Below are 23,533 nucleotides of genomic sequence, written 5' to 3' on the forward strand. Positions count from 1 at the left end.
CGATGGGAGACCGCATGAAACGAACCGCGCCCGCCGCGATTCTGCTGGCAACCGGCATTATCGCCGGTTGCAGCTCGCAACAGCCGCTAACCAAGAAGCTGGACTACCAGTCCGACAAGCCTAAAGCCGTCAACACTCTGGAAGTGCCGCCCGATCTGACCGCGCCGCAAGTCCAGAATAAATACACCATCCCCGGCGCAGCCAGCGCCGCAGCCCAAGGCGCCAAAGCCGACTCTCAGGCCCAACAGCCGGCGGCAGGCAGCTCGGTCGCCCTGAACCGGCTGGACAACGTGAAGATGGAGCGGGCCGGCACCCAACGCTGGCTGGTTGTATCCGGCAAGAGTCCGGAACAGCTATGGCCGGCTTTGAAAGCTTTCTGGCAGGACAACGGCTTCGTCATCAAGAGCGAAGATCCGGCCGTAGGCGTTATGGAAACGGACTGGGCGGAAAACCGCGCCAAGCTGCCCAACGACGGCCTGCGCAAACTGCTTGAAACCGTCGGCCTCGGCAGCGTCTACTCCACCGGTGAACGCGACAAGTTCCGCATTCGTCTGGAAAAGACCGCCAACGGCACCGAAGTCTACTTCTCCCACCGCGGCATGGAAGAAGTCTATGCCGACACGACCAAGACCAACACCATCTGGCAGCCGCGCGCTACCGACCCAGGCCTGGAAGCCGAGTTGCTGGGCCGCTTCATGATGAACTTGGGCATGGCCGAGGACAAAGCTCGCGAACAGGTCAAACAGACGCTGAGCGCGCCGACCAAGCCGCAAACGCCCATCGTCGACGGCCAATTGGTGCTCAGCGATGAGTTCGACCGCGCCTGGCGCCGCGTCGGCTTGGCGCTGGATCGCGTCGGCCTGGTGGTAAGCGACCGAGACCGCTCCCAAGGCGTTTACTTCGTCAAACCGGCCAAGAGCGAAACCGACAAGAACGAATCCGGCGGTTTCTGGTCCAGCCTCGCCTTCTGGAAGAGCGATGACGGCAAGTCCGCCAAGCCCACCGAGCAGGAATACCGCGTGCAAATCAAGGAAACCACGCCGGGCTCCAGCACAGTGTCCATCCAGGACAAACAGGGCAAACCTCTGTCCGACGCATTCAGCAAGGCCGCGCTGTCGAAACTGCAAACCGAGCTGCAATAAGACGCGAAGTCAGCGCGTTCTTACAAAGAAAAAGCCCGCTGCCGCGGGCTTTTTCTTTGTACCTTAATTATCAAACGGCCAATCAATTAATCCGACCATAGATAATCAGACGAAATGTAACACTTTGTAGCGAACAGACAATTGTGTTGTTTTCATGTTGCAACACCCCTTGTTCCATTTGCTACAGATACAAAAAAACCGGCCATAGCCGGTTTTTTTGTCGCAGGCCAAGAATTACTTGGCAGCGGAAGCCTCTGCAGCCGGAGCGGAAGCAGCAGCCGGAGCGGAAGCTTCAGCAGCCGGAGCGGATGCCGGAGCGGCAGCCGGAGCGGATGCTTCAACAGCAGGAGCGGAAGCTTCAGCCGGAGCTTCTGCTTTCTTACCGCAAGCGGACAGGGCTACAGCCAGCAGGGCAGCAACGAGGAGCGACTGTTTCATTTTTTCATTACCTTTGAGGATAAGTTGAACAAGACGTCAGTTATCGCACGGTCTTCGAAATAAGCCGGGCGACTGAAAATCCATCAGTGCGCAAATTGTATCACGAAAAAAAAGGCTGTATAGGGGGCAAAATTCCAAAAAAACACCTTTGCCTATAATCCTCTTCCGCAAAGCAGCATAGCCACAAAAACGGGCGTTTACCCCTGTCGTTGAGGCCAGAATTTGTCGATACCACTTGCGCATCCGAACAATTTCTGTGGTTATTTTGCTACATTCGTCGCCAAATGCCAATAGCCTGCCAGGTATCCCTCGTACAAACATTCCTGCATGCCAGGTCCAAGTGCCGCGCCGGCTATGCGCCTGGCATTGGCGAAGGCGCGCCAGGCCGCGAAATCCCTCTCATCCGCCTCCAGTCTCTCGCCATTGCAATAGAAACTGTCGCCACAGAACAGAATCTGACTCTTGCGATCCAGCTCCAATCCACGCTCGGCCGCCTCGCCCTCGAACTCTCCTTCGTCCAACTCCTCTTCCGGCGCCTCGTAAAAGACATGCGCCTTGGGTTCGGTCAGATAGTGACCCAAAAAGTCGCCCACCGCGGCCTTGTCCCAACGGATCTGCTCCAGCAGCCGGCTAACCTGCTCCACCATCTCGTCGCTTATTCGCGCCGGATCTTGCTGCAGCGTGAGGTCAGGGTCGGCGTATACGCCTTCCGCGCAAATGCGGTCCTGCAGATGCACCAGGAATTGTGTCGCCAGTTCCTGCGCCGGCGGGGCGCGAAAACCGATCGAATAAGTCATTCCAGGGTCCAACGCCACACCGTGATGCGCGCACTTTGGCGGCAGGTAGAGCATGTCGCCGTGCTCCAACACGAACTCCTGCTCGCAACGGAAATCCTTCAGCACCCGGATCGGCGCATCTTCGATGAAGTCGTCGTCGTGCTGAGTCGAGATCTGCCAACGTTTGCGCCCGCCCACTTGCAGCAGGAACACATCGTAGGCGTCGAAATGCGGACCCACGGTACCGCCCGGCGGCGCGTAGCTGATCATCAAATCGTCCAGCCGCGCGTAGGGAATGAAATTGAAGCGCCACAGTAGCTCGTCGATGTGCGGCAAGTGCTGGTTGACGCCCTGCACCAACAAGGTCCAGTCGGTCTCCGGCAGGCGGCGGAAGCGCGCAGAACGAAACGGCCCGCGCTCTAGGCTCCAGCGTCCGTCGCGGCATTCAATCAAACGCGACTCAGCATCTTCGCGGGTCGCCAACTGCGACAGCACCGAAAAATCCGCCAGCGGCCCCACCTCGGTCAGGGCGCCGCGAATCAGCAAAGGCTTCTTGTGCCAGTACTCGGCGAGGAACTGTTCGGGCGACATCCCGCCCAGCAAAGTTGTTGTGTTCATGGCAGTTTCACGGGCTGAAACGCCCGGCAATGGTTTACAATATGGGATGCGCGCAATGGCGGCGCATCTGAAAATCGTTTTCGATGGCCGGCTTGCGCCGCCATCTGCTTTATTGACCTTCCTTCACGGATCCGCACTCATGCAAATCTCCAAAAACACCGTCGTTACCCTCCACTACGAGATGTTCGACGCTGACAACAACCTCCTCGACAAAACCGAAGAGCCGATCAGCTATCTGCATGGCGGCTACGACGGCATCTTCCCGCTGGTGGAAGAAGCTTTGGAAGGCAAGGCCGTTGGCGATTCCATCGACGTCAAGATGACGCCGGACGACGCTTTCGGCGACCCGGAAGAAGAACTGATCCGCCTGGAAGACCTGGACGTGTTCCCGGCTGACGTCGAAGTCGGCATGATGTTCGAAGCCGACGATCCGGAAACCGGCGACGTGCTGCTGTTCCGCGTCACCGACATCGCCGACGGCAAGGCAGTTGTCGACGCCAATCACCCGCTGGCCGGTCAAAGCATCCGCTTCGCCGCCAAGGTAGTGGAAATCCGCGCCGCCAGCGCCGATGAAATCAGCCACGGCCACGCCCACGGCGAGCACGGCCACCATCATTGATCAGGCAGCCAGTCAAGCCGGCATTGTAATACTTTTGCCGGTTCGCCGGCCTGATTTCGACAAAGGCGGCCCATTGGGCCGCCTTTGTCATCCTGCGCGCGGAATCCGCCTCGCTATCTCTAACGAGCGCGCCTCCAGCGCCGGCAGCCAGCAACAAGCACCAGCGCGCACACCGCCAGCCTCAAGCCGTACTCCTCATGGCTGCCGGGCTTGTACAACAACCACAGCAACTGCAGCACCAGAGCAGGCAGCATCAACGATTGCAGCCGCGCGCTCAAACCCGCCGCCCCCCCATGGGGCCAGGCCCAGCGACAGGCGCCCCACATCGCCGCCCAACCCAGCAAGGCGCCCACGACCACGTCCAACGGCCAATGCACGCCTATCGCCAACCGCGACAACATCACCAGCACCACCGCGACCGTGAGCAGCGCTCCGCGGCGCAGCATGCCGGAATAGTAAAGAAAGCTCGCCAGCGTGGCGGAAGCCATCGCGTGGCCGGAAGGAAAGGAGCCGTTGCCGGGCAAGTCGTCCAGCAGCCGCACCGATCCCGGCGGCAACACCAGCGGCGGCCGCGGCTCGGCGAACCCCGCCTTGAGCGCGATGGCCAGAAACACGCCCGTCCCGCAGCCGACCAGCAAGGCAGGCAGCTTGTCCGGCCGCCGCCAGCTCAAGGCCAGCAGCAGGACCAGCACCGTGGGCCAGTCTCCCAACACGCTCAGCATGCGCCAGAACGCGCCGGGCGCGATGCGGCCGGCTTCGTGCAAGATCAGGAAAAGTTCGCGGTTGGAGGCGGGCGACAGCGCCAGCAGAATAGCCAGCGGCGACAACAACAACGCCGGCCACAGCCGGCGCAAACAGGACCACTTAAACCACATCAGTCAGCTTTCATCGTTGCAAGGGTGATTCGATCCAGACCCGCCAGATCGACAATGGTTTCCGCTTGCAGCAAACCCGCTTCGGTGAAAAGCCGGCGCACCGCCTCGCCCTGATCGTAGCCATGCTCGACAATCAGCCAGCCGCCGGGCGCCAGCCGACTCGGCGCGTCGGCGGCGATGGCGCGCAGACAGGCCAGGCCGTCGGCCTCGTCGGTCAAGGCCATCCGGGGCTCGAAACGCACGTCCCCCTGCCCCAGATGCTCGTCGTCGCGCCGGATATAGGGCGGATTGGACACGATGAGATCAAACACCGCGTCCGCCGGCAGCGCCTGATACCAACTGCCCTGATAAAAATCGACGCGCGCGCCCAGACGCTCGGCGTTGCCGCGCGCGACGGCCAGCGCCTCGGGCGACAGATCGACAGCGCTCACCCGCCAAGCCGGCGCTTCCAGCGCCAAAGTCGCGGCGATGGCCCCACTGCCGGTGCCCAGGTCCACCACGCGGGCGGCGCCTCGGCCGGTCCGTTCCAACGCAGCCTCGATCAAATGCTCGGTTTCCGGCCTGGGGATCAGCACCTGCGGCCCCACGGAGAAATCGCGGCCGTAGAACTCGCGCCGGCCGATCAGATAAGCCACCGGCTCGCCTGCGGCGCGGCGCGCCCCCAGCGCGCGGAAACACGCTTCCTGTTCCGCGCTCAGTTCCTGCTCCGGATAAGCGGCGATGCGGGCGTGGCTCAGTTCCGGCGCCGCCTGCTGCAACAGCATGCGGGCCTCCAGACGGGGCAAGGGGTATAGGCGCAGCGCCTCGGCTATCGTCAACATGGTCGTCACAACAGGAACAGGGTGGCGAGCCCCAGGAAAATGAAAAAGCCGCCGGAATCAGTGCAGGCGGTGATCAGCACGCTGGAGCCTAGCGCCGGATCGCGGCCGGAGCGCTGCATCAGGCAGGGGATCAACACCCCCATGGTGGCGGCCAGCATCAGGTTGAGCAGCATCGCGCCCAGCATTACCAAACCCAGCGAGAAGCTGCCGTACAACAACCAGGCCACGCTGCCTATCACCCCGCCCCACAACACGCCGTTGATCATGCTGACCCGCAGCTCCTTGCGCCACAAGCGCCAGGCCTGGCTCAGCTGCATCTGCCCCATGGCCAGCGCGCGCACGATCATGGTGATGGTCTGGTTGCCGGAGTTGCCGCCGATGCCGGCAACGATGGGCATCAAGGCGGCCAAGGCCACCAATTGGGAAATGGAGTGTTCGAACACGCCGATCACGCGCGAGGCGACGAAGGCGGTACATAGATTGATCGCTAGCCAAGCCCAGCGGTTCTTCACCGAATCTATCACCGGCGCGAACAGGTCTTCTTCCTCTTTCAAGCCGGCCAGGTTCAGCACTTCGCTGTCGGACTCTTCGCGGATCACGTCCACCATCTCGTCCACGGTCAGCCGGCCAATCAGCTTGCCGGCCTCGTCCACCACCGGCGCGGTAATCAAGTCGTAGCGCTCAAAGGCCAGCGCAGCGTCGGCGGCGTCTTCGTCCGGGCTGAAGCTGACCAGTTCGGTGGCCATTACTTCGGCTACCAGCGCATCGGGGTCGGACACCAGCAGTTTACGGATAGAGAGCACACCCTTGAGCAGGCCCAGGTCGTCGATGACGAAAATTTTATCGGTGTGCGCCGGCAACTCGTCGAAACGGCGCAGATAGCGCAGCACCACTTCGCAGCTGACGTCGGCGCGAATCTTGACCAGGTCGAAGTCCATCAGCGCGCCGACCTTGTCCTCGTCGTAGGACAAGGCCGACTGCAGTTGGGCGCGCTCCTCTTCGTCCAGGCCGCCCATTACTTCGTACACCACCTGACGCGGCATGTCCGGCGCCAGTTCGGCCAGTTCGTCCGCGTCCAGTTGCTCAGCGGCGTTGACGAGCTCGCCGTGCTCCATCACTTCGATCAGCGACTCCCTGACCGCGTCGGACACTTCCAGCAGGATGGCGCCGTCGCGCGCGCCGTCCACCTGGTCCCAGACCAGCAGGCGGTCTTCCAGCGGCAAGGCTTCCAGGATATGGGCGACGTCGGCCGGGTGCAGCTGTTCCAGCTTCAGGCGCAGCGCTTCCAGATTGTAATGCGGGGCCAGCGGGTCCGTCGGCGGCTCGGAGGCCTCCGGACGGGATACAAGATCTTCCAACTGCCGCTGGCGCTCGAGCAGGCGCTGTACCAGGGCCAGGCTTTCTTGCAGACGATCGGCGGATTGTTGCTTGAAGGCAACCGTCATGCACGTCTCCTTCCGCCCAGATGGCGCACGCGGCGCGGGCGGTCTGAGGCGGGCTTATTCTCTAACGGTAAATCGGGATTGGATTACGGGGTAACTGGGTAAGTCCATTGCGTAGCCGCCATGCCTCGCGCATGGCGCGCTCTAAAAAGAAAGTCGCGATTGTAACATGCCGCCTGCGCCGCTCCAATCCGCTCTCCGGACGCTCATGGCAGTTCCACATAGCTCATGCGCCGCTGGATGATGCGGGTCTTGCGCGCCAGGCCCGGCGCGGCGCGATGGGTGTCGTAATAGCGCGGATTGGGCACCATCGCCGCCAGCTTGGCCGCCTGCGCCGAGGACAGCCGCGCGGCGCTGCTGCGGTAGTAATGGCGCGACGCCGCCTCCGCGCCAAACACGCCGTTGCCCCATTCGATCACGTTCAGGTAAATTTCGAAGATGCGCCTCTTGTCCAGCACCGCCTCCAGCATCACCGTGATCAAGGCTTCCTCCAGCTTACGCCACGGCGTCTTGCTGCTGGACAGGAACAAATTCTTGGCCAGTTGCTGGCTGATGGTGGAGCCGCCGGCGACGATCTTGCCCTTCTTCAAGTTTTTTTCGAACGCGGCCTCAATGCCATCCCAGTCGAATCCCTCGTGATCGACGAACTTGGCGTCCTCGGATGCGATCAGCGCGCGCTTGAGATTGGGAGAAATCTGCTCGTAACTCACCCATTTGTGGCGCAACTCCGCTTCGGGATCCTCCTGCTGCAGCTTGGCCAGCTGTTCGTTCATGAAGGAACTGGCCGACGGATTGTGGCTGCGCCAATAGACGATATGGCCGAAGATCCACAGGTTATACAGCAGAAAGGCGGCCATCAGGGCCGCCAGCACTTTCAGGAAGAGACGCATTATCTGACTCGCGAAGCGAGCCCCCGCAAGGCGGGGGAATTGGGATTCAAACCGCGGGAGGAAACCGGCGGCGCCGCGCTTCCGGCGCCGGCCCGGCCGGCTCCGGGAAGCGTCAGGCCAGCACTTCGCGCAGCATATTAGTCACTTTGCGGGTGGCCGGCTCCACGCCGCGCCAAATGGAGAAGGATTCGGCCGCCTGCTCCACCAGCATGCCCAGGCCGTCGGCCAGCATGCCGGCGTTTTCCGCCTGCGCGCGCTGCAGGAAGGGGGTCAGGCCCTTGCTGTACACCATGTCGTAAGCCAGAGTGCGCGCGGTGAACAGGCCGTAGGGAATCGGCGGCAGTTCATTGCTGAGGCTGGTCGAGGTGGCGTTGATCACGATGTCGAAGCTGCGGCCCTTCAATTGCTCGTAGCCGATCGCCTCCACCTTGCCCCAGGGCGCGAAGTGGTGCGCCAACGCCTCGGCCTTGATCAGCGTGCGGTTGGCGATGGTCAGGGAGGCCGGCTTTTGCGCCAGGATGGGTTCCAGCACGCCGCGCACCGCGCCGCCGGCTCCTAGAATCAGCACCTTGGCGCCGGCGATCGGGTAGTCCAGATTATCGACGATGTCGCGCACAAGGCCCACGCCGTCGGTATTGTCGCCGTAGATCTTGCCATCGCGGAAGCACAAGGTGTTGACCGCTTCCGCCGCGCGGGCGCGCTCGGTCAGTTCGTTGGCGAAACGGTAAGCGTCCCCCTTGAACGGCAGCGTAATGTTGAGGCCCTTGCCGCCGGCGGCGACGAACTCGGCCACCACGTCGTTGAAACGCCCCAGTTCCGCGAACAATTTGTCGTAAGCGATATCCTGGCCGGTGGCCGCCGCGAATTCATTATGGATGAACGGTGACTGGCTGTGCGAAACAGGATTGCCGATAACGGCGTAACGGTCGGTCATGAGTCAGTTTTCCAAGATTGGGTATGTTTTTGGTATCGGATTAGAGAGTGGCTAACAAAACCCTCGCGCCGCGTCGCGCTTGGCTTTGTTGGCGGCTCTCGCCGCGTCCGCGCCGACGTAGCGGCGGCGCTATGACACTTTGCCGTGGAATACGCCAAACATCAACCACGACATCGCCGCGCAGCTCCCGGTTCAGCCTTGTTGCCAGGGCAGCCCGCGCGCTTTCCAGCCCCCCACGGTGTTGCGGTGGCCTGCGGCGTCCTTGTCGCCTTCAAAACCCTCCAACACGTTGTAGGCCTCGGTGAAGCCGGCGGCGGCTGCCATGCGCGCCACCTCGTCGGAGCGCACGCCGGATCGGCACATCAGCATCAGTACGCCCCCCTTGGGCAACATGCTCTGCAATTGCTCGAGGAAACGCGGATTGGGCTGCATGCCGGGAAAGCTGCGCCATTCCAGCCGCTGGGCATAGGGCACCACGCCAACGAACTGCCATTCCGCCGCACTGCGCACATCCAGCAGCACCGCTTCCGGCATGGCTTGTTTCAACTGATGCGCCTCCTGCGGCGTCAAGGCACCGCGATAGGGCAAGCCCTGTTCTTCCCCTCGGCGCTGAGCCTGCTGCAATAGCTGCGTCATCTGATCCATGCATGCTCTCCTCGCGGCCGGGCCGCTTTGTTTAGCCGCTCCCCCCGATGCTGCGCCGACCGGCCTTAACATCTTAGAACCTGTTCAGCGCAGCAGACATTGAACCGACTCTCAGCGGGGTTTTGTGAGCCGCTCTTGTTACCTTATATACGGATTATCCATATCGACGAAGACGGCCGCAACGCCGTCAACGCCCTATTTTGGTGCATCAACCAGACCCAGGCACCACCCTGGTTCATTCAACTTCGCTAGCGCCCGGTTTTGGGCTATGACACAATGGAATCTCAGCGATTTCAAAGCTGGCACGCTTAATGCTTAAGCGCTAGCCATCCACTCATTCGCACATGATGCATGTAGCCTTTCAGGAGAAAACCATGGCGGTTGCAGACGTAGTCAAGCTGATTACCGAAAATGATGTCAAGTTCATCGACCTGCGCTTTACCGACACCCGCGGCAAAGAACAACACGTGTCGATTCCGGCCCATGTCCTGCTGGACGATCCGGACGCATGGTTCGAACACGGCCACGCTTTCGACGGCTCCTCGATCGCAGGCTGGAAAGGCATCCAGGCATCCGACATGCTGCTGATGGCCGACCCGGCCACCGCCCGCATCGACCCGTTCTACGACGAACCCACTGTCTTCATGCACTGCGATGTGATCGACCCGGCCGACGGCAAGGGCTACGACCGCGACCCGCGCTCCATCGCCAAGCGCGCCGAAGCCTATCTGAAAGCCTCCGGACTGGGCGACACCGCCTACTTCGGCCCGGAACCGGAATTCTTCATCTTCGACAGCGTGACCTGGGGCACCGACATGTCCGGCTGCTTCGTCAAGATCAAGGCGGAAGAAGCCGCCTGGGCCTCCGCCGAGGAGTTCGAGGGCGGCAATATGGGCCACCGCCCCGGCATTAAAGGCGGTTACTTCCCGGTGCCGCCGGTGGACTCCTCCCAAGACATCCGCTCCGCCATGGTGTTACTACTGGAAGAACTGGGCATCCCCGTGGAAGTTCACCACCACGAAGTGGCCACTGCCGGCCAGAACGAGATCGGCACCAAGTTCAGCACGCTCACCCAGCGCGCGGATTGGACCCAGATTCTGAAATACGTGGTGCACAACGTGGCTCACAGCTACGGCAAAACCGCCACCTTCATGCCCAAGCCCATCGTCGGCGACAACGGCTCCGGCATGCATGTTCACCAGTCCATCTGGAAGGACGGCAAGAACCTGTTCGCAGGCGACGGCTACGCCGGCCTGTCCGAAACCGCGCTTTACTACATCGGCGGCATCATCAAGCACGCCAAGGCGTTGAACGCGATCACCAACCCGGGCACCAACTCTTACAAACGCCTGGTGCCGCACTACGAAGCGCCGGTGAAGCTGGCCTATTCCGCCAAGAACCGCTCCGCCTCCATCCGCATCCCGCACGTGGCCAGCCCCAAGGGCCGCCGTATCGAGGCGCGCTTCCCGGACCCATTGGCCAACCCCTACCTGTGCTTCTCCGCGCTGCTGATGGCCGGCCTGGACGGCATCCAGAACAAGATTCACCCGGGCGACGCCGCGGACAAGAACCTGTACGATCTGCCGCCGGAAGAAGATAAGCTGATCCCGACCGTGTGCGCCAGCCTGGACGAGGCCCTGGCCGCTCTGGACAAAGACCGCGAATTCCTGACCCGCGGCGGCGTGTTCTCCAATGACTGGATCGACGCCTACATCGAGCTGAAAATGCAGGAAGTCAACCTGACCCGCATGACCACCCACCCGGTGGAATTCGCGATGTATTACTCGCTGTGATTCGGAAAGACGTCTGAGGACGTCCGAAAAAGTCCACGAAACCCGCACGGCGTAAGGCTTTGCGGGTTTTTTCATGTCCAGCACAATCCGACCAAATTCAGCCAAATCCGGGCAAAATTGCCCCCGTTTTGCCCCCGTTTTACAATCCGGTCAAATTTTGCGAAAAAACGGGGGCAGAAATGGCGCTAACCGAGCTGCAATGCAGCAGGGCCAAGCCTGACAGCAAGGAGCAACTGCTGTCCGACGGCAATGGACTCAACCTACTCATCCGCGTCAAAGGTACCAAGACCTGGGTCTACCAATTCAGGCTCAATGGCAGCAAGTACAAACTCAACTATGGCAACTATCCTGCCATTGGCCTGGCAGATGCCCGCAAGCTGCATGCCTTTGCCAAACAGATGCTCGCGCTAGGCCAACACCCCGCCGAACTGCTGGAGAACGATGAAGCCCGGCGCATGATCCTGGCCGGCCACAGCAGAAGCGAAATCGAGGCAGTGCAATACCAAGCGGCACTGGCATCCCAACAGGCCGCGCGGATGACTTTCTCTCAGGCGGCACAACGTTATAAAGAGGAATGGGTAGACCACAACTGGAAAAGCCCAGACAAAGGCTTTGCACCGGTCCGGCTGCACTTGGAACCCAAAATAGGCAACCTTGCCCTAGACGATATCGACGCCCCCTTACTGCGAGAGCTGCTGTACGACCTGCGAGAGCGGAGGGGCGTGCAAGCCTCGCTCAGCACTCACGGTTGGGCTACGCGCGTTTTTGGGTATGCCCTTGAACACAATTGGTGCAATCACAATCCCGCCCAACAGATCAAAGCCATGCGGATAGGCCAGCGCGGCAAGAGAACGCGCTGGCTAACGGTTCCTGAAATTCGTCGCTATCTTGCCGCGCTATACCAAGTCGATTGCTATCGAGGCTACAAGCTGGCGCTCCATCTGCTGCTGATGCTGGCTTTACGGAAAAATGAACTGGTCGGAGCCAACTGGCGCGAGTTCGACCTTCCGGCCGGCGAATGGCTGATTCCCAAAGAACGGATGAAGGGCAAAAAGGAACATCGCGTGTTCCTGCCCCGGCAAGCCATCGCGATACTGCAAGAGCTGCAGCGGCTAGGAGATAACAGCCCCTGGGTCATGCCAATGCCCACAGACCGCAGACGGGCAATGAATGGCAACAATCTGAATGGAGCCCACGCGGCCGCCATCAATGCGGCAAAGATCGAAGACTACGTGATACACGACCACCGGCACACAGCCAGCACACTGCTCAGGGAAATGGGCAACCTTCCCGAGGTGGTGGAGGCCGCACTCAGCCATGCCATCCCCGGCATTGCGGGCGTCTATGCTCATGCTCAATACAAGGAACAGCGCCTGGCCATGTTGCAATCATGGGCGGACTTCCTAGATAAAACGATGAATGAACAGACCGTAATACAAGCCACTTTCCGTAAGTTGGCATAAGAAGATATGCTATAAAAGTAATCAATAATAGGATGGCAACGTCCGGCCAGGAGCGGTACTTCCTGTGCATGTCCATAAAACGGACATTAACCTTGAGGAAAATGCAATAAAGATAGATGCTTGGCTGTCCGTCTCCTTTTTCGTAAATACGTTATGCGCAGAAAACATAGTGAACTTTTGTGATTTCGATGTTTATTTGGCATTCGCTCAAATTTGCATGGAAGGACGAATGGCACCACCTATTAACAGCAAGTTATTCAGGGAGTATTTAATGCTAATTGAAAGCGCATTTTCGATGCTGCCGGAGTCAGTCGCTGGATACGGTTTTCAGCGCGTGCGAAGGGAAGCAAACGCAGTTGGAAGTTTTTCCTTCTCGCTGCTCAATGCACTTCACGCAAAAAACATTCTTGATCCAATCCAAAGAATTCAACTGGAGAATAGCTATGGAACCAAAACGGTCCCGCTACCCGTAGGCGGAAATAATAGAAGCTGTGACATTTTTCTGGATTATGGCGGCTCAAAACTAGGAACAGCTCGTCTTGCTAACTATGGCTGGCGTTACCGGAACTTCGTTGAAGGCAAGTTTTTTAAGTCATACCGGCAAACCACCAGCGGGCAAGACTCTCGTGCTTCAACTAATTCCGCAGAGACGGTCGCTGACCTTATCCGGTTAATTTCCTTGGTACCAGAGCCTCAAGCACAACTAAATCAGCCCCAAGCAAAAACGTCTTCGGCCCGGTATTTTTTATGTCTTTCGGACTACCCTCCTGCAATATTCATCAATAAATACCTAACTGACCTGCACTCAACCTTTGATAGCCCAAAGAAGAGTGCATCTATCGCCTTGGATCTAACAACTGGAAAAGCTTCTAACGCGTTCGCAAATAGCGTTGGGGTAGGGTTCAACTGTCTTAACATCAACGTTTCACATGCAACTTGTTTTTCACATTATCCGCTCGATCCGACAGCCCCCGATTCTATTTGGATGCTGCTTATTAGAATTGACAGTGCTTCAATCACAATGACTACTGGTGGAGTTGTGCAGTCATTTAGTCTGGAGCTAGACCGAAGTATTACACAATCAAATCCAGGAGCCTATTCTACTATTCGTAATTTCGTGGCCACCAACATCAAGTAACGGCTAGAAAATCCTTCAAACGGACACCATGTAGGTGGCGCTCAAGTCGAACACGTCCTGAGTGTCCGCTTCTACCAGCGGATAACTTCCGCTTTGGGTCGATTCCTGCCATTCCATGCTAACGTTCAAGTTACACCACCTACTTGCCACATAAACGCCCGATGCTAAACGCTTCCCTGCAATGAGCTGTCGTTCAACATCATGCAGGTTTACCGCGCCTGGCAGCGCTACGTGGAGCTAACGGCTTCTTTTTGCCCTCAACCCCCAGCGCGCGCTATCGAAGCCCCGCCTCGCCCCCGCACTTCATAGGCCGCTAATCATGCAGCTGCATGAACCCGTGCCAGGCCCTTGCCGTATGGCCTGGCACGCCCTTGTCCCCCTGCCCGGATTCATGCGTTTTCATGCACGCTATGCATGCAGTCGCCGTGTTCGCTGACCGTCCCCGCTTCGCGTTTTCCTGCTGTCCCCCGTTTCCTTGCCGCTGAGTGCGTCCTAGTCCGTCCACCGCCATCCGATGCCGTTCCGTGGCGGGCCATTTTGCGCCCGCGTTCCGGTTTTCCCGCCCATCGTCAATAGCAAAATCCGCCTTTTTTTGGCATTTCAAATTTTTTTGTTGTGTGGGAGCGCGGCACAACCCAACCCCCAAACCCGGTTTGTCATTTCTGAAATACTGCGTTCGCTGATCGGCGTATCCGATGCCATCCACTGATATCCACCTCCACCGACAAGGACGCTTCATGACCGCTGTTGCCGCTTCGCCCTCTTCTCAACCGCTGCGCTTTCTGCGCTTGCCGGAAGTCATCGCCACTTGCGGCCTGTCCCGCTCGTCGGTGTACGACGCCATCAAGCAGGGCCGCTTCCCGGCTCCGGTGCCGCTGGGCGGCAAGAGCGTGGCCTGGCTGTCCTCTGAAATCGAGAGCTGGATGGCTGGACGCATCGCAGCCCGCCGCGCCTAACCCCACAACCTCCCGGACTCAGACCATGCATATCCAGAACCCCACCACCCAAACCCGCCTCGCCGCCGCCGTGGCCGAGCTGGCCGAACACCAGACCGCCTTTGAACACGCGCTCGACGCCTGGCAGCAATTGACCAGCCAGACCACGCGCCGCGAGCACACTGCCGCCGCGCTGCGCATGGAGGCCGAGCAGGCGCGCAAGGATTGCCGTCAGGCGATGCGCTCGACCTTGGGCATTCCCACCAAGGCAGTGCGTGAGTTGAAGCACAAGGAGATGGCCAACCTGGAATTGGCCGAAGAAACACTGAAGATCGCCGAGGAAGAGAAGATTCAAGCCGAGATCCAGCATGAAGCGCTGTTCGAGCAGCGCAAGGCGCTGGCCGAGGCGCGCGAAGCGCTGCAGCGCCAGTACTGGGACGCGGTACTCGACGACCACCTGCCCCAATGGGGCGAGCAACTGCCGGTCCTGACGCTGTTGCTGACCCAAGCGCCGCCGGCCTGCATCGAGCGTGTGTTCGGCTGCGCCGACTGGCACCGCGAAGAAGAGCAAGTCCATGCCGTGCTCAAGCCCGGCGCGCTGCAGCAGACGCTGTGCAACGCTTCGCCGGCGGCCCCGGACGACCTGCTCGCCCGCTTGAACCAACCGCTGCCGCCGCTGGCCACCCCGCCGCTACAGCAACACAACGTGATTGCCCGGCAGCGATACCAAGCCCAGCGCGACGCGCAGTATCAAGCCCTGATCAACCGCTAACCGAGACGAGATATGCAGAACCCCACCCGCCACGCGCTAAACCAGTTCATCGACCGCTATTACCACGAGCTGGAGCAGTACCGCGCCCAGGACAGCCTGTTCGCCACCCCGACGCCCCAGGCGGCGCAAGCCCGCCTCAACGCGCTGAAGGCCCGCAGCCGGCTGCTGTCCGCCATCAACCTGCTCGGCGTCTCCGAGATCCGCGGGCAGGCCAAGCACTTCGAACTCGCCGGCACCTTGGCGGCCACCGTCGACACCCAGCGCCATGAACGCCAGCCGGCCGGCAAGACCTGGCGGCCGGCGCAGTACCACTGCCAGCAAACCAACTTCGACGCCGCTTTCAGTTACGACACGCTGGACGCCTGGTGGAGCGAGAGCCAGACGCCGGCCGGCTTTGAAGCCCACGCGCGGCAGGCGCTGGAACGCCGCATTCTGCTGGACCGCATCATGATCGGCTTCCACGGTCTGCAGCGCGCGCCGAACTCGAACCGAGAGACCCATCCGCTGTTGGAAGACGTCAATATCGGCTGGCTGCAGCAGATCCGCGAGCAAGCGCCGCAACACTGGATCGAGGGCGCCCGCATCGGCGAGAGCGAACGCTTCCGCTCGCTGCATCGCCTGGTGCGCTATGCGCTCAAGCAACGCCTGGCGCCAGCGTGGCGCGATGACCCCGGCCTGGTGGTGCTGGTGGGCGCGGACTTGCTGCCGGATGCGGTCTGCGACGCGAATCCCCAGGACGACCTGGTGTTTCACAAACAGCGCCTGGGCGGGCTGCAAGCGGCGACGGCCGCCTTCTTCCCCAGCGACAGCATCTTGATTACCCGGCTGGACAACCTGTCGCTGTACTTCAATCCACACGCCAGCCGCTACCACTACCACGAAGAGCCGTCGCTCAACCGGGTGGAGTTCTACCACTCCAGCCACGACGCCTATGTCGTCGAAAACCTCGCCGCTTGCGTGTTGATTGACACGGTTGAAATCGTTGACTGAGGAGACTGCATCATGGCCTTCCCTTGCCCCTTGTGCGGCGCGGTGTCGCGGGTGCGGACCAGCCGCATGCTCAGCGCCGCGACCAAGGAGATTTACTACAACTGCAGCAACGATGACTGCTGCCACCAGTACAAGACGCTGGAAGGCGAGCCGATCACCCTGGCCCAGCCCATCCACGGCGGCGCGCGGATTCCGCCGGAGCGGCTGCGCCCCTTGCCGGGCCTGTCGCCCTCGCCTCGGCAAGCGCTGATCGTCACGCCCGGCCGCGTGCGGCATCGCGTCCTGGACTAAGCGCCATGGCTCGCCGGCCGGCGGGCCATGTAGTCCCCCTGAAATTGAACTTGAATAGCGTCGGCTGAAATGGATTTAATTCACTTATTTAATATTGAGTGGCGGCTTCATTTTTATGCCCGCTAAAACCCGGCCCCATTCCCGATGACTCTGCTCCACGCTTTAGAAATATAACTCCCGATGAACTGCGCGAACCCGACACCCCACCCCCGCCAGCGAATTGACAAGCCCGCTCGATTGCTGCACCATCTTTACATCGCATTCAAAACAGCGACCGGGCTTGGCGGCCCGAACACTATGGCGGACAGCCGCCTTTTTATTATCGCGGCTATTTTTACGTCCGTTAGAAACACCATTGGTGCGTCCATTTCTATGGCGGGCAGTGGTGGGGGCGTGCTTGCACGCGCCGGTTCCATAGTGCCGGTCCGCCAACCCTATCATCTGCCTGTCTCCTCGCTTGGCGGCGAGGAGTTGGGCTTAATCGCACACTATGGAGGCATCCATGCCTAAGCTTTCCCGCGTCTTATCTCGCTTATTCCCCGCGTCCGTTATCCCTGTTTCCGTCTTGCCCAACGAAGCCGAAGCCCGTGCGCTCGCCGCCTTGCTGGTCGCCCAGGGGCAACGCGCCTTGATTCATCGCACCGCCGCCGGTTTCGCCGTGGAGGTGTTGGCATGAACGCCCTGATCCTGTCCGCCGTCCATCACCAACTGGCCCAGCTGCAGCAGCTGGCCGACACCCCCGAACATGCCGCGCTACGCGAGCCGCTGAGCCAGCTGGCCAGCCTGTGCCGCCGCATCGAACACACCGTCAGCGCCGGCGTCTCTCGCCTGACGCGCACCGGCGACGGCCTGCAGGGCCTGGTCGAGCTACTGGACCACGCCGAGAACCAGCCATTGCCGGCGCAACGCCTGGCCGGGCTGCTGGCGCCGCTGCAGCAACAAGTCATCGACGCCAGCGCCGACATCGGCCAACTGCTCTAAGGACAAGACCATGCATGCTAGAAACCCTCTCCCGCGTACCGGGCGAGACGCCCCCGGCTTGTCTGGCGGCGCGCCGACCGCCCTGGGCCAATGGTTCGACCAGCTCAAGGCGCAGATCGACTTGCACGACCTGGCGGCCCGCCTGGGCCTGAAGCGTCAGGGCAAGGGCAACTATCACAGCCCGTACCACCCGGACAGCCAAGCGTCGCTGTCGATCTTCGCCGACGGCCGCGGCTGGAAGGACTGGAGCGGCGACGCCGGCGGCAGCTGCATCGACTTGCTGCGCTACTGCCAGCCGGAACTCGACACGCCGTTGGCGGCCGCGCGCTTGCTGGGCGACTGGTACGGCCTGCCGCAACCGAAACCCGCAATGAAGGACAAGGCCGTGCCGGTGCGCAAGTCCACCCTCGACTACATCGGCGAGCGCTGCCTGGCCCAAGCCGATGCGGCCATCGCCTATCTCACCGGCCGGGGCATAGACGAGGCAGTGATTCGTCGCGCCCTGCGCTGCAAGACGCTGGGCTGGAACGATTGGCACAGCGCCAAGATCGCCGCCGGCGAAGTGGGCCACGGCGGCGCGGCCGTCGCCTTCCTGGTGCGCAGCGGCGGCCGGCTGGCGGCGGTGGATCTGCGCTATGTCGATCCCGCCTTGAACGGCGGCGTGAAGACCCAATGCCAAGGCGCGCGCGAGGGCCACGGCTGGTGCAGCGACCCGCAACGGCTGCAGCGCGCCCGCCTGGTCTATCTGGTGGAAAGCCCAATCAATGCGCTGTCGGTGGAGAGTTGCACCCCGCCGGACGTGGCGGCGCTGGCGCTGCGCGGCGTCGGCAACGTGGACAGCCTCGATTGGACCGTATTGCGCGGCAAGGCGGTGCGGGTGGCGCTGGACCATGCCGACCCGGTCAACCCGACCAGCGGCGTGCGGCCGGGGCTGGCGGCGGCCTGGCGCTTGTCGGAGAAGCTGACGGCGGCCGACATCGGTCATCTGCTGGTGGACATGCAGGACTGGGACGAAGGCGAAGACCTCAACGACGTGTTGCGCCAGCATGGTTCCGACGTGCTGCGCGGCCGGCTGCGCAAGCTGGAGGCGTGGCTGTTGCCCGGCATGCCCGGCGGCGGCGAACGGCTGGAGGGCACGCGACAGGTGCAACTGCCCGGCCATGACTGGGCGGTGTACTGGCGTTTCCGGGTGAAGGAGGACTTCACCCAGTACGTCGACGAGTTCAAGACCGACGACGACGGCAACCGTTCGGAGACACTGGGCGACCTGTGTTCCTTCCGCGTCGCCAGCCTGTCGCGGCTGCGCATCCAAAGCCACCTGGCCACCATCAGCGGCGCGGCCGACCATCAGCCGGAAACGGTGTTCGGCGTCAGCGCCCAGCTGGCGCGCCATGGAGTGACGCTGCAGCGCGAGGTGGCCACCGACGACAAGCTGTACAACCTCGAATGGTGGAAAAGCCGTTTCGGCGCGATCTGGAAGCCGGCGCAGTTCCAACGCCTGGTCAACCTGATGGAGCGGGCCGCCGACCTGGGCGCGCGCGACGTGGTCAACTTTGTTGGCCTGGCGTGGAAGGCCGGCGCGCTGACGGCGCAGGAGGGGCAAGACTGCTATTTCGTCGAGCCGCAGAAGCAATGCCTGTACTACAACCTGACGTTTCCGCGCGGCACGCAACAACAGGCGCGGACGGTGATTCAAGCCTATCAGGACACCTTCCGCGACAATGCGGCCGCCATCCCCCTGGTGTGGGCCCTGGGCGCGCACCTCAAAACCTTGCTCGGCTTCTATCCGCACTTCCAGATGCAGGCCGAGAAGGGCTCGGGCAAGTCCAAGCTGCTGGAGAGTCTGCAGACCACCCTGGCGTTTCAGGTGCTGTCCGGGCAGATGCTCAAAACCGACCACCGCCGCCGCGCCTCGGTGTCGTTCACCTCGCAGCCGGTGGGCTGGGATGAATTCTCCAAGCTACCCAAAGCGGTGCTGTCGGATATCGACGCGCTGCTGCAGTCGACCTATCGTTTCGAGTTCACCCGCGTCGGGGCCAGCCTGACGCCGTATCTGATGTGCGCGCCGGTGCTGCTGGCCGGCGAGGAAGTGGACGTGCAGAGCCTGCAGTCCAAGCTGTGCCGCAGCAGCCTGTCGGTGGCGCGACAAGGCGCGCTGATTCCGCATGATCTGCCGGCCTTCCCGCTGTGGGCCTGGCTGCAGTTTCTGGCCGAGGTCGAGCCGGCCCGGCTGCGCGACCTGCACCGCCATTACCTGGGGCTGTGCGAACGCCACAGCCGCGCCCCCACCGGCGACGCCACCGCGCGGCGGATGATGGAGAACTACGCCGCCCTGCTGTGCAGCTGGGCCTTGCTGTGCGAGTTCGCCGACCTCGACCCGCAGCAAGGCGGCTTCATCGAAGACCTGCTGGCCGAGATGAACAGCCACATCGTCGACACCGACGGCAGCCGGCTGCCCTGGGTGTGGATCATGGAAATCCTGCTGTCCGAGCTGGAAGCGCGGCGCTTCGACTACCCGCACTGCTGGGACCGGGTCAAACTCCCTGACGACCGCAGCGAGATGGCGCTGTTCCTGCGGCCGAATCACGTGATGGACCATCTCTCCACTGCGCCGCATCTGCGCGCCAAGTTCGACGCGCTGCCGGTGAAGACGGGCCGCATCTTCAAGCATCAGCTGCTGCAAAGCCCGGTGGTGCTGGCCGACGGCGTCGAGAAGACCATCCACGGCCGCCGCCAGGGCCATCTGACCGCGATCAGCCTGCCGCAACTGGAAAAGCTCGGCCTCTACGCCGCGCCGGACATCCAGCCCTAACCTCCCCCCCGGCTCTCCTCGACAGCCCGCCTTGTGTGGGCTGTCACGCATTCCCCCGCTCAAACTGCAAAATGGCGGAGCCTTTTACACACCAAATATGACATTGACACAACACTTTCGACGAAAACGGCCGGAAATCGCCGGTTTCCGCGCCATTGGGTAGGGGAGGATGTAAAAAAATTCCGTGGATTGACCCCGTCTCACGACCTAAGTCATTGATTGTTGAGAACAACCCATCCACGGTTTACCCTCCGAAATCCACGGTTTCCCCTCAAACTTCCACGGTTTGCCCCAATTCTTCCACATCGGGGTTTTACTCTTTTATGGCCTCTAAGTACTTCTTCTTATTTAAAAAACAAAGAGATAGAGATAAAAAGCAATGAAAAAGGAAGGAAGGGGCCATCCACGGTTTCGGAGCGCTGCTTAAAAATTAATCCACGGGTTTGGCAGCGGAAGTCGTGGAAATGGTGGATTCGCCCTTCCCTTCATCGCATTGATTTTATTGAAGTTTATGCGGCATCCACGGAATCGGTGGGTGAGACCGTGGACAAACCGTGGATGAAAAGCCGTTACAGGACAACAACTTAGGACTCAATCCACGGTTTCGGGGGGATTTTAGGTGTGTGTGTCTGGCTGAGCGGCGAGAAAGACGCGGTTTACAATCAACTGCTAACGACCAAGAGCAGGCGTTACCAAATTCAACCGAAGAAAGTATTGAACACGTTCGGTAAAATCAGATGGATCAATAATTTAAACTAACACCAAGGGCGCTTATGATTGATATTTTTTATAACGCAATCATTTCATCTTTCTCTTCAATTGCTGTTGTATCTCTTCTAGCTTTTCTAGTAAAAAATTGGTTTATAGAAAGACTCAAGGCCAGTGTTGGATATGAATACAGTGCGCAACTGGAAAATCTGAAATCCGAGCTGAGCATGAAGAACAATGGAAGTATTGAGTCTCTTAAGCATGAAGTGGCTAAGGAATTTTCTGCCATATCAATGGCGCACAAAACTCTAGAAGGCAGCATTGCTATTTCACAGCAGAAGAAGGTAGAGAGTGTGGAGAAGCTATGGAGTGGAATTGTGGCATTGAAAAATGCTACACCATCTGCATTTACTACTGTTGACATTTTACTTGAAGAAGAGTTCGATAAATTTAATTGCACAAAAATTAAAGATGCACAAACCTTTAAAACAGGAGAAATTTTTGGAAAATTAATATCACTGACAAATACTGATGGGACAGCTGAATTAACTCGCCTCCATGTCGGGGAAAAATTGTGGTTCCTCTTTTTTGCATACAGGGCACTATACCTTAGATTATCTTTTGAGATATCAGAAGGCATTAAAAAAAACTCACTTAGCCCATGGTATAAAACTACTGGCATGAGAAAAATGTTGGAGAATTTTTTCAAACAAGAAGATCTTGACAAGATGGACGCTATGGAACTGAGCAAATTCTCATATTTAACAACCATCTTGGAGGGTAATTTTTTAGATGAAGCAAGGCGTATTGTATCTGGCCAGGATGTGAGTGGGGATGCGATAAAATACGCAATGCTTTTAAGAGAATATTCTAAACCATACGAAAGTACTTAAAAAATGATATTGAGTTAAATTGACTTAATCATGATTGTGCGGATAAAAAATACAGTAAAACCTAGTCGATACTTTCTACACTGCTGACGGTAGGTTTAGCCAACATGCTATCAGTGGGCTGACATTATGAAGGGGAGTTCTAAGCGGGTATTGCAATAGCTGGGGATGATAGCTGGGTGCAGCAATAATGCTGCGGCTTGCTGATTTTATCGCAATCAAACCGCCCAACTTCAGCCTTCTTATCTGGCGAATTCGTGCTTCAGACCTAGAGCTGTCACTGCCCCCTGTGGCGAAGTGCTGCCAGCTTAGCTCCTCATTAACTGTCACACAAAACGTAAGAAATTAGGCAAGCAGTAAAATGGCCATGCTATCTGCTAGATTAGCGGATACGGGCATTGATGTCCGTTTAAATGCTATTTGACGTCTTAGCAACTAGGAGTAGCTATGTCAAAAGAAGAGAAAACCAAAGTCTGCTTTGTAATCGCACCGATAGGCCCCGACGGCTCGGCCGATCGAGTCAGATCAGATCAAGTACTCAAGCACATTATCGGTCCATCAGTAAGAGAGTGCGGATACGAGCCAATCCGTGCCGATCACATCTCAGAGCCAGGTCTCATTACGTCTCAAGTCATCCAGCACATCGTCGAAGACCCTCTTGTCATCGCAGATCTAACAGGGCGCAATCCAAATGTTTTCTACGAGTTGGCGCTGCGCCATGCAATCAAGAAGCCGATAGTCCAAATAATTCATGCCGCCGAAACAATACCGTTTGATGTTGCGGCAAGTCGTACCGTTCATGTAGATCATAGGGATCTAGACAGCGTTGCGAAGGCCAAGGAAGAGATCACAAAACAAATTCGACATGTCGAGAACTATCCTGAGGATGTTGATACCCCAATCTCCGTAGCGGTGGAGCTCCAGTCACTTCGGAAAAGCGACAACCCGTTGGAGAAGAGCTACGCCGAGATTCTTGGGATGCTTACCGATATTCGAGCAGGGATGTCCGACATGCGAGACGGAGTACGCGGTCGTCTCATGTTCGGGCCAGTTCTGGAAGATCTCATGCTTTCTTTCGACCGCCTAACCCGCGTTATGGAGTTTGAGGATGGACAGCCACTCAGTCCCGAACAAGCCGACATTTTGCGCTCGACTGTTCGACGGCTGGAGCGACCAATCGAACACCTGTGTATGGAGTCAGGAATGCCACCAGATATTTTCATGCGCAAGATTCGCTCTCGTAGGGGAAAGGAGTGAGACGTCGCCCCCTTCTTTCCAGAGAACGGCCCTGGACAACTTCTGAATACGAACGTTACGTTTATTCAGTCTGCCACGCGCACCTGCCTTTACAATATGCAGGCTTCGGCAATGACTTCGGGCCACGATCTCTCAGAGCCTGTTCACGATCTCGCGAGCAAGCGCGAGACAAGGCGAAAACAAGCGAAAAAGCGGAATGTACAGAGCACTTTGAGCTTGTTTTTAACGCTGTATCGCTGCAGCACAGCAGATCGTAAACAGGATCTCAGATGAAATTCAATACGTTCCTGGCTTGCTATGTAG

General features: G+C 59.4%; 21 protein-coding genes. 14 read left to right on the forward strand and 7 right to left on the reverse strand.

The features are described 5' to 3' along the window. The first annotated feature begins 14 nt into the window (after positions 1 to 14). Positions 15 to 1,142 carry an outer membrane protein assembly factor BamC gene (gene bamC / locus GYH29_RS17130; RefSeq protein ID WP_019102652.1) on the forward strand — a complete coding sequence of 376 codons (1,128 nt, stop codon included), beginning with the start codon at positions 15 to 17 and terminating at the stop codon, positions 1,140 to 1,142. Positions 1,143 to 1,840: 698 nt separating this feature from the next. Here the strand turns inward: bamC and GYH29_RS17140 are convergent. Further along, the gene (locus GYH29_RS17140; protein ID WP_019102653.1) at positions 1,841 to 2,974 is read right to left on the reverse strand and encodes a ribosomal protein uL16 3-hydroxylase; all 1,134 of its coding nucleotides are present in this window, start codon (positions 2,972 to 2,974) and stop codon (positions 1,841 to 1,843) included. A gap of 139 nt (positions 2,975 to 3,113) precedes the next feature. Here GYH29_RS17140 and GYH29_RS17145 point away from each other — a divergent pair, with 139 nt between their 5' ends. Then, positions 3,114 to 3,593, forward strand: coding sequence for an FKBP-type peptidyl-prolyl cis-trans isomerase (locus tag GYH29_RS17145; RefSeq protein WP_019102654.1), 480 nt, complete (start codon positions 3,114 to 3,116; stop codon positions 3,591 to 3,593). Positions 3,594 to 3,712: 119 nt separating this feature from the next. Here GYH29_RS17145 and GYH29_RS17150 read toward each other — a convergent pair whose 3' ends face one another. From GYH29_RS17150 to GYH29_RS17175, 6 genes are all read right to left on the reverse strand, one after another. Then, positions 3,713 to 4,468 (reverse strand): phosphatase PAP2 family protein, encoded by a 756-nt coding sequence (locus GYH29_RS17150; RefSeq protein ID WP_019102655.1) that lies wholly within the window; start codon positions 4,466 to 4,468, stop codon positions 3,713 to 3,715. Next, complete coding sequence (gene prmC, locus GYH29_RS17155) at positions 4,468 to 5,289, reverse strand: peptide chain release factor N(5)-glutamine methyltransferase (RefSeq protein ID WP_174243646.1); 822 nt, start codon at positions 5,287 to 5,289, stop codon at positions 4,468 to 4,470. Before prmC ends, GYH29_RS17150 begins: the two co-directional genes overlap by 1 nt. A gap of 5 nt (positions 5,290 to 5,294) precedes the next feature. Then, complete coding sequence (gene mgtE, locus GYH29_RS17160; RefSeq protein WP_019102657.1) at positions 5,295 to 6,734, reverse strand: magnesium transporter; 1,440 nt, start codon at positions 6,732 to 6,734, stop codon at positions 5,295 to 5,297. A gap of 203 nt (positions 6,735 to 6,937) precedes the next feature. Further along, positions 6,938 to 7,621: a monofunctional biosynthetic peptidoglycan transglycosylase gene (mtgA, locus tag GYH29_RS17165; RefSeq protein ID WP_081574695.1), complete on the reverse strand. Its 684-nt coding sequence runs from the start codon at positions 7,619 to 7,621 to the stop codon at positions 6,938 to 6,940. A gap of 112 nt (positions 7,622 to 7,733) precedes the next feature. Further along, complete coding sequence (gene aroE, locus GYH29_RS17170; protein WP_019102659.1) at positions 7,734 to 8,555, reverse strand: shikimate dehydrogenase; 822 nt, start codon at positions 8,553 to 8,555, stop codon at positions 7,734 to 7,736. 192 nt (positions 8,556 to 8,747) lie between these two features. Then, entirely contained in the window at positions 8,748 to 9,200 is a 453-nt protein-coding gene (locus GYH29_RS17175) for a rhodanese-like domain-containing protein (RefSeq protein ID WP_019102660.1), read from the reverse strand. Positions 9,201 to 9,574: 374 nt separating this feature from the next. On the opposite strand from GYH29_RS17175, the gene glnA reads away from it, so the two are divergent. The 12 genes from glnA to GYH29_RS17230 all read left to right on the forward strand — a co-directional run bounded on the left by glnA (position 9,575) and on the right by GYH29_RS17230 (position 23,230). After that, positions 9,575 to 10,993, forward strand: coding sequence for a glutamate--ammonia ligase (gene glnA, locus GYH29_RS17180; protein ID WP_043591002.1), 1,419 nt, complete (start codon positions 9,575 to 9,577; stop codon positions 10,991 to 10,993). A 179-nt stretch (positions 10,994 to 11,172) separates the two neighbouring features. Continuing rightward, a complete protein-coding gene (locus GYH29_RS17185; protein WP_118268182.1) occupies positions 11,173 to 12,456 on the forward strand; it encodes a tyrosine-type recombinase/integrase in 1,284 nt (427 codons plus the stop codon). A 229-nt stretch (positions 12,457 to 12,685) separates the two neighbouring features. After that, positions 12,686 to 13,594, forward strand: a complete 909-nt coding sequence (locus GYH29_RS17190) for a hypothetical protein (RefSeq protein ID WP_161524171.1) — start codon at positions 12,686 to 12,688, stop codon at positions 13,592 to 13,594. A gap of 737 nt (positions 13,595 to 14,331) precedes the next feature. Next, positions 14,332 to 14,550 carry a helix-turn-helix transcriptional regulator gene (locus GYH29_RS17195; RefSeq protein ID WP_081557029.1) on the forward strand — a complete coding sequence of 73 codons (219 nt, stop codon included), beginning with the start codon at positions 14,332 to 14,334 and terminating at the stop codon, positions 14,548 to 14,550. A gap of 25 nt (positions 14,551 to 14,575) precedes the next feature. After that, positions 14,576 to 15,301, forward strand: a complete 726-nt coding sequence (locus tag GYH29_RS17200; RefSeq protein WP_161524172.1) for a hypothetical protein — start codon at positions 14,576 to 14,578, stop codon at positions 15,299 to 15,301. 12 nt (positions 15,302 to 15,313) lie between these two features. Beyond that, positions 15,314 to 16,291, forward strand: a complete 978-nt coding sequence (locus GYH29_RS17205; RefSeq protein WP_161524173.1) for a P2 family phage major capsid protein — start codon at positions 15,314 to 15,316, stop codon at positions 16,289 to 16,291. 12 nt (positions 16,292 to 16,303) lie between these two features. Next, positions 16,304 to 16,582, forward strand: coding sequence for an ogr/Delta-like zinc finger family protein (locus GYH29_RS17210; RefSeq protein ID WP_161524174.1), 279 nt, complete (start codon positions 16,304 to 16,306; stop codon positions 16,580 to 16,582). 502 nt (positions 16,583 to 17,084) lie between these two features. Beyond that, positions 17,085 to 17,258, forward strand: coding sequence for a hypothetical protein (locus GYH29_RS24610; protein ID WP_166454161.1), 174 nt, complete (start codon positions 17,085 to 17,087; stop codon positions 17,256 to 17,258). Beyond that, positions 17,255 to 17,563: a DUF1484 family protein gene (locus tag GYH29_RS17215; RefSeq protein ID WP_019100693.1), complete on the forward strand. Its 309-nt coding sequence runs from the start codon at positions 17,255 to 17,257 to the stop codon at positions 17,561 to 17,563. The genes GYH29_RS24610 and GYH29_RS17215 overlap by 4 nt, the downstream gene beginning before the upstream one ends. 10 nt (positions 17,564 to 17,573) lie before the next feature. Beyond that, positions 17,574 to 20,375: a toprim domain-containing protein gene (locus GYH29_RS17220; RefSeq protein ID WP_161524175.1), complete on the forward strand. Its 2,802-nt coding sequence runs from the start codon at positions 17,574 to 17,576 to the stop codon at positions 20,373 to 20,375. A gap of 773 nt (positions 20,376 to 21,148) precedes the next feature. Beyond that, on the forward strand, positions 21,149 to 21,976 hold the full coding sequence (locus GYH29_RS17225) for a hypothetical protein (protein WP_161524176.1): 828 nt from the start codon (positions 21,149 to 21,151) through the stop codon (positions 21,974 to 21,976). Positions 21,977 to 22,420: 444 nt separating this feature from the next. Further along, positions 22,421 to 23,230 carry a hypothetical protein gene (locus GYH29_RS17230; RefSeq protein ID WP_161524177.1) on the forward strand — a complete coding sequence of 270 codons (810 nt, stop codon included), beginning with the start codon at positions 22,421 to 22,423 and terminating at the stop codon, positions 23,228 to 23,230. Positions 23,231 to 23,533 lie beyond the last annotated feature (303 nt).

Origin of the sequence: Chromobacterium haemolyticum (genome assembly GCF_009936155.1) — a bacterium.
Taxonomy (GTDB): Bacteria; Pseudomonadota; Gammaproteobacteria; order Burkholderiales; family Chromobacteriaceae; genus Chromobacterium; species Chromobacterium haemolyticum.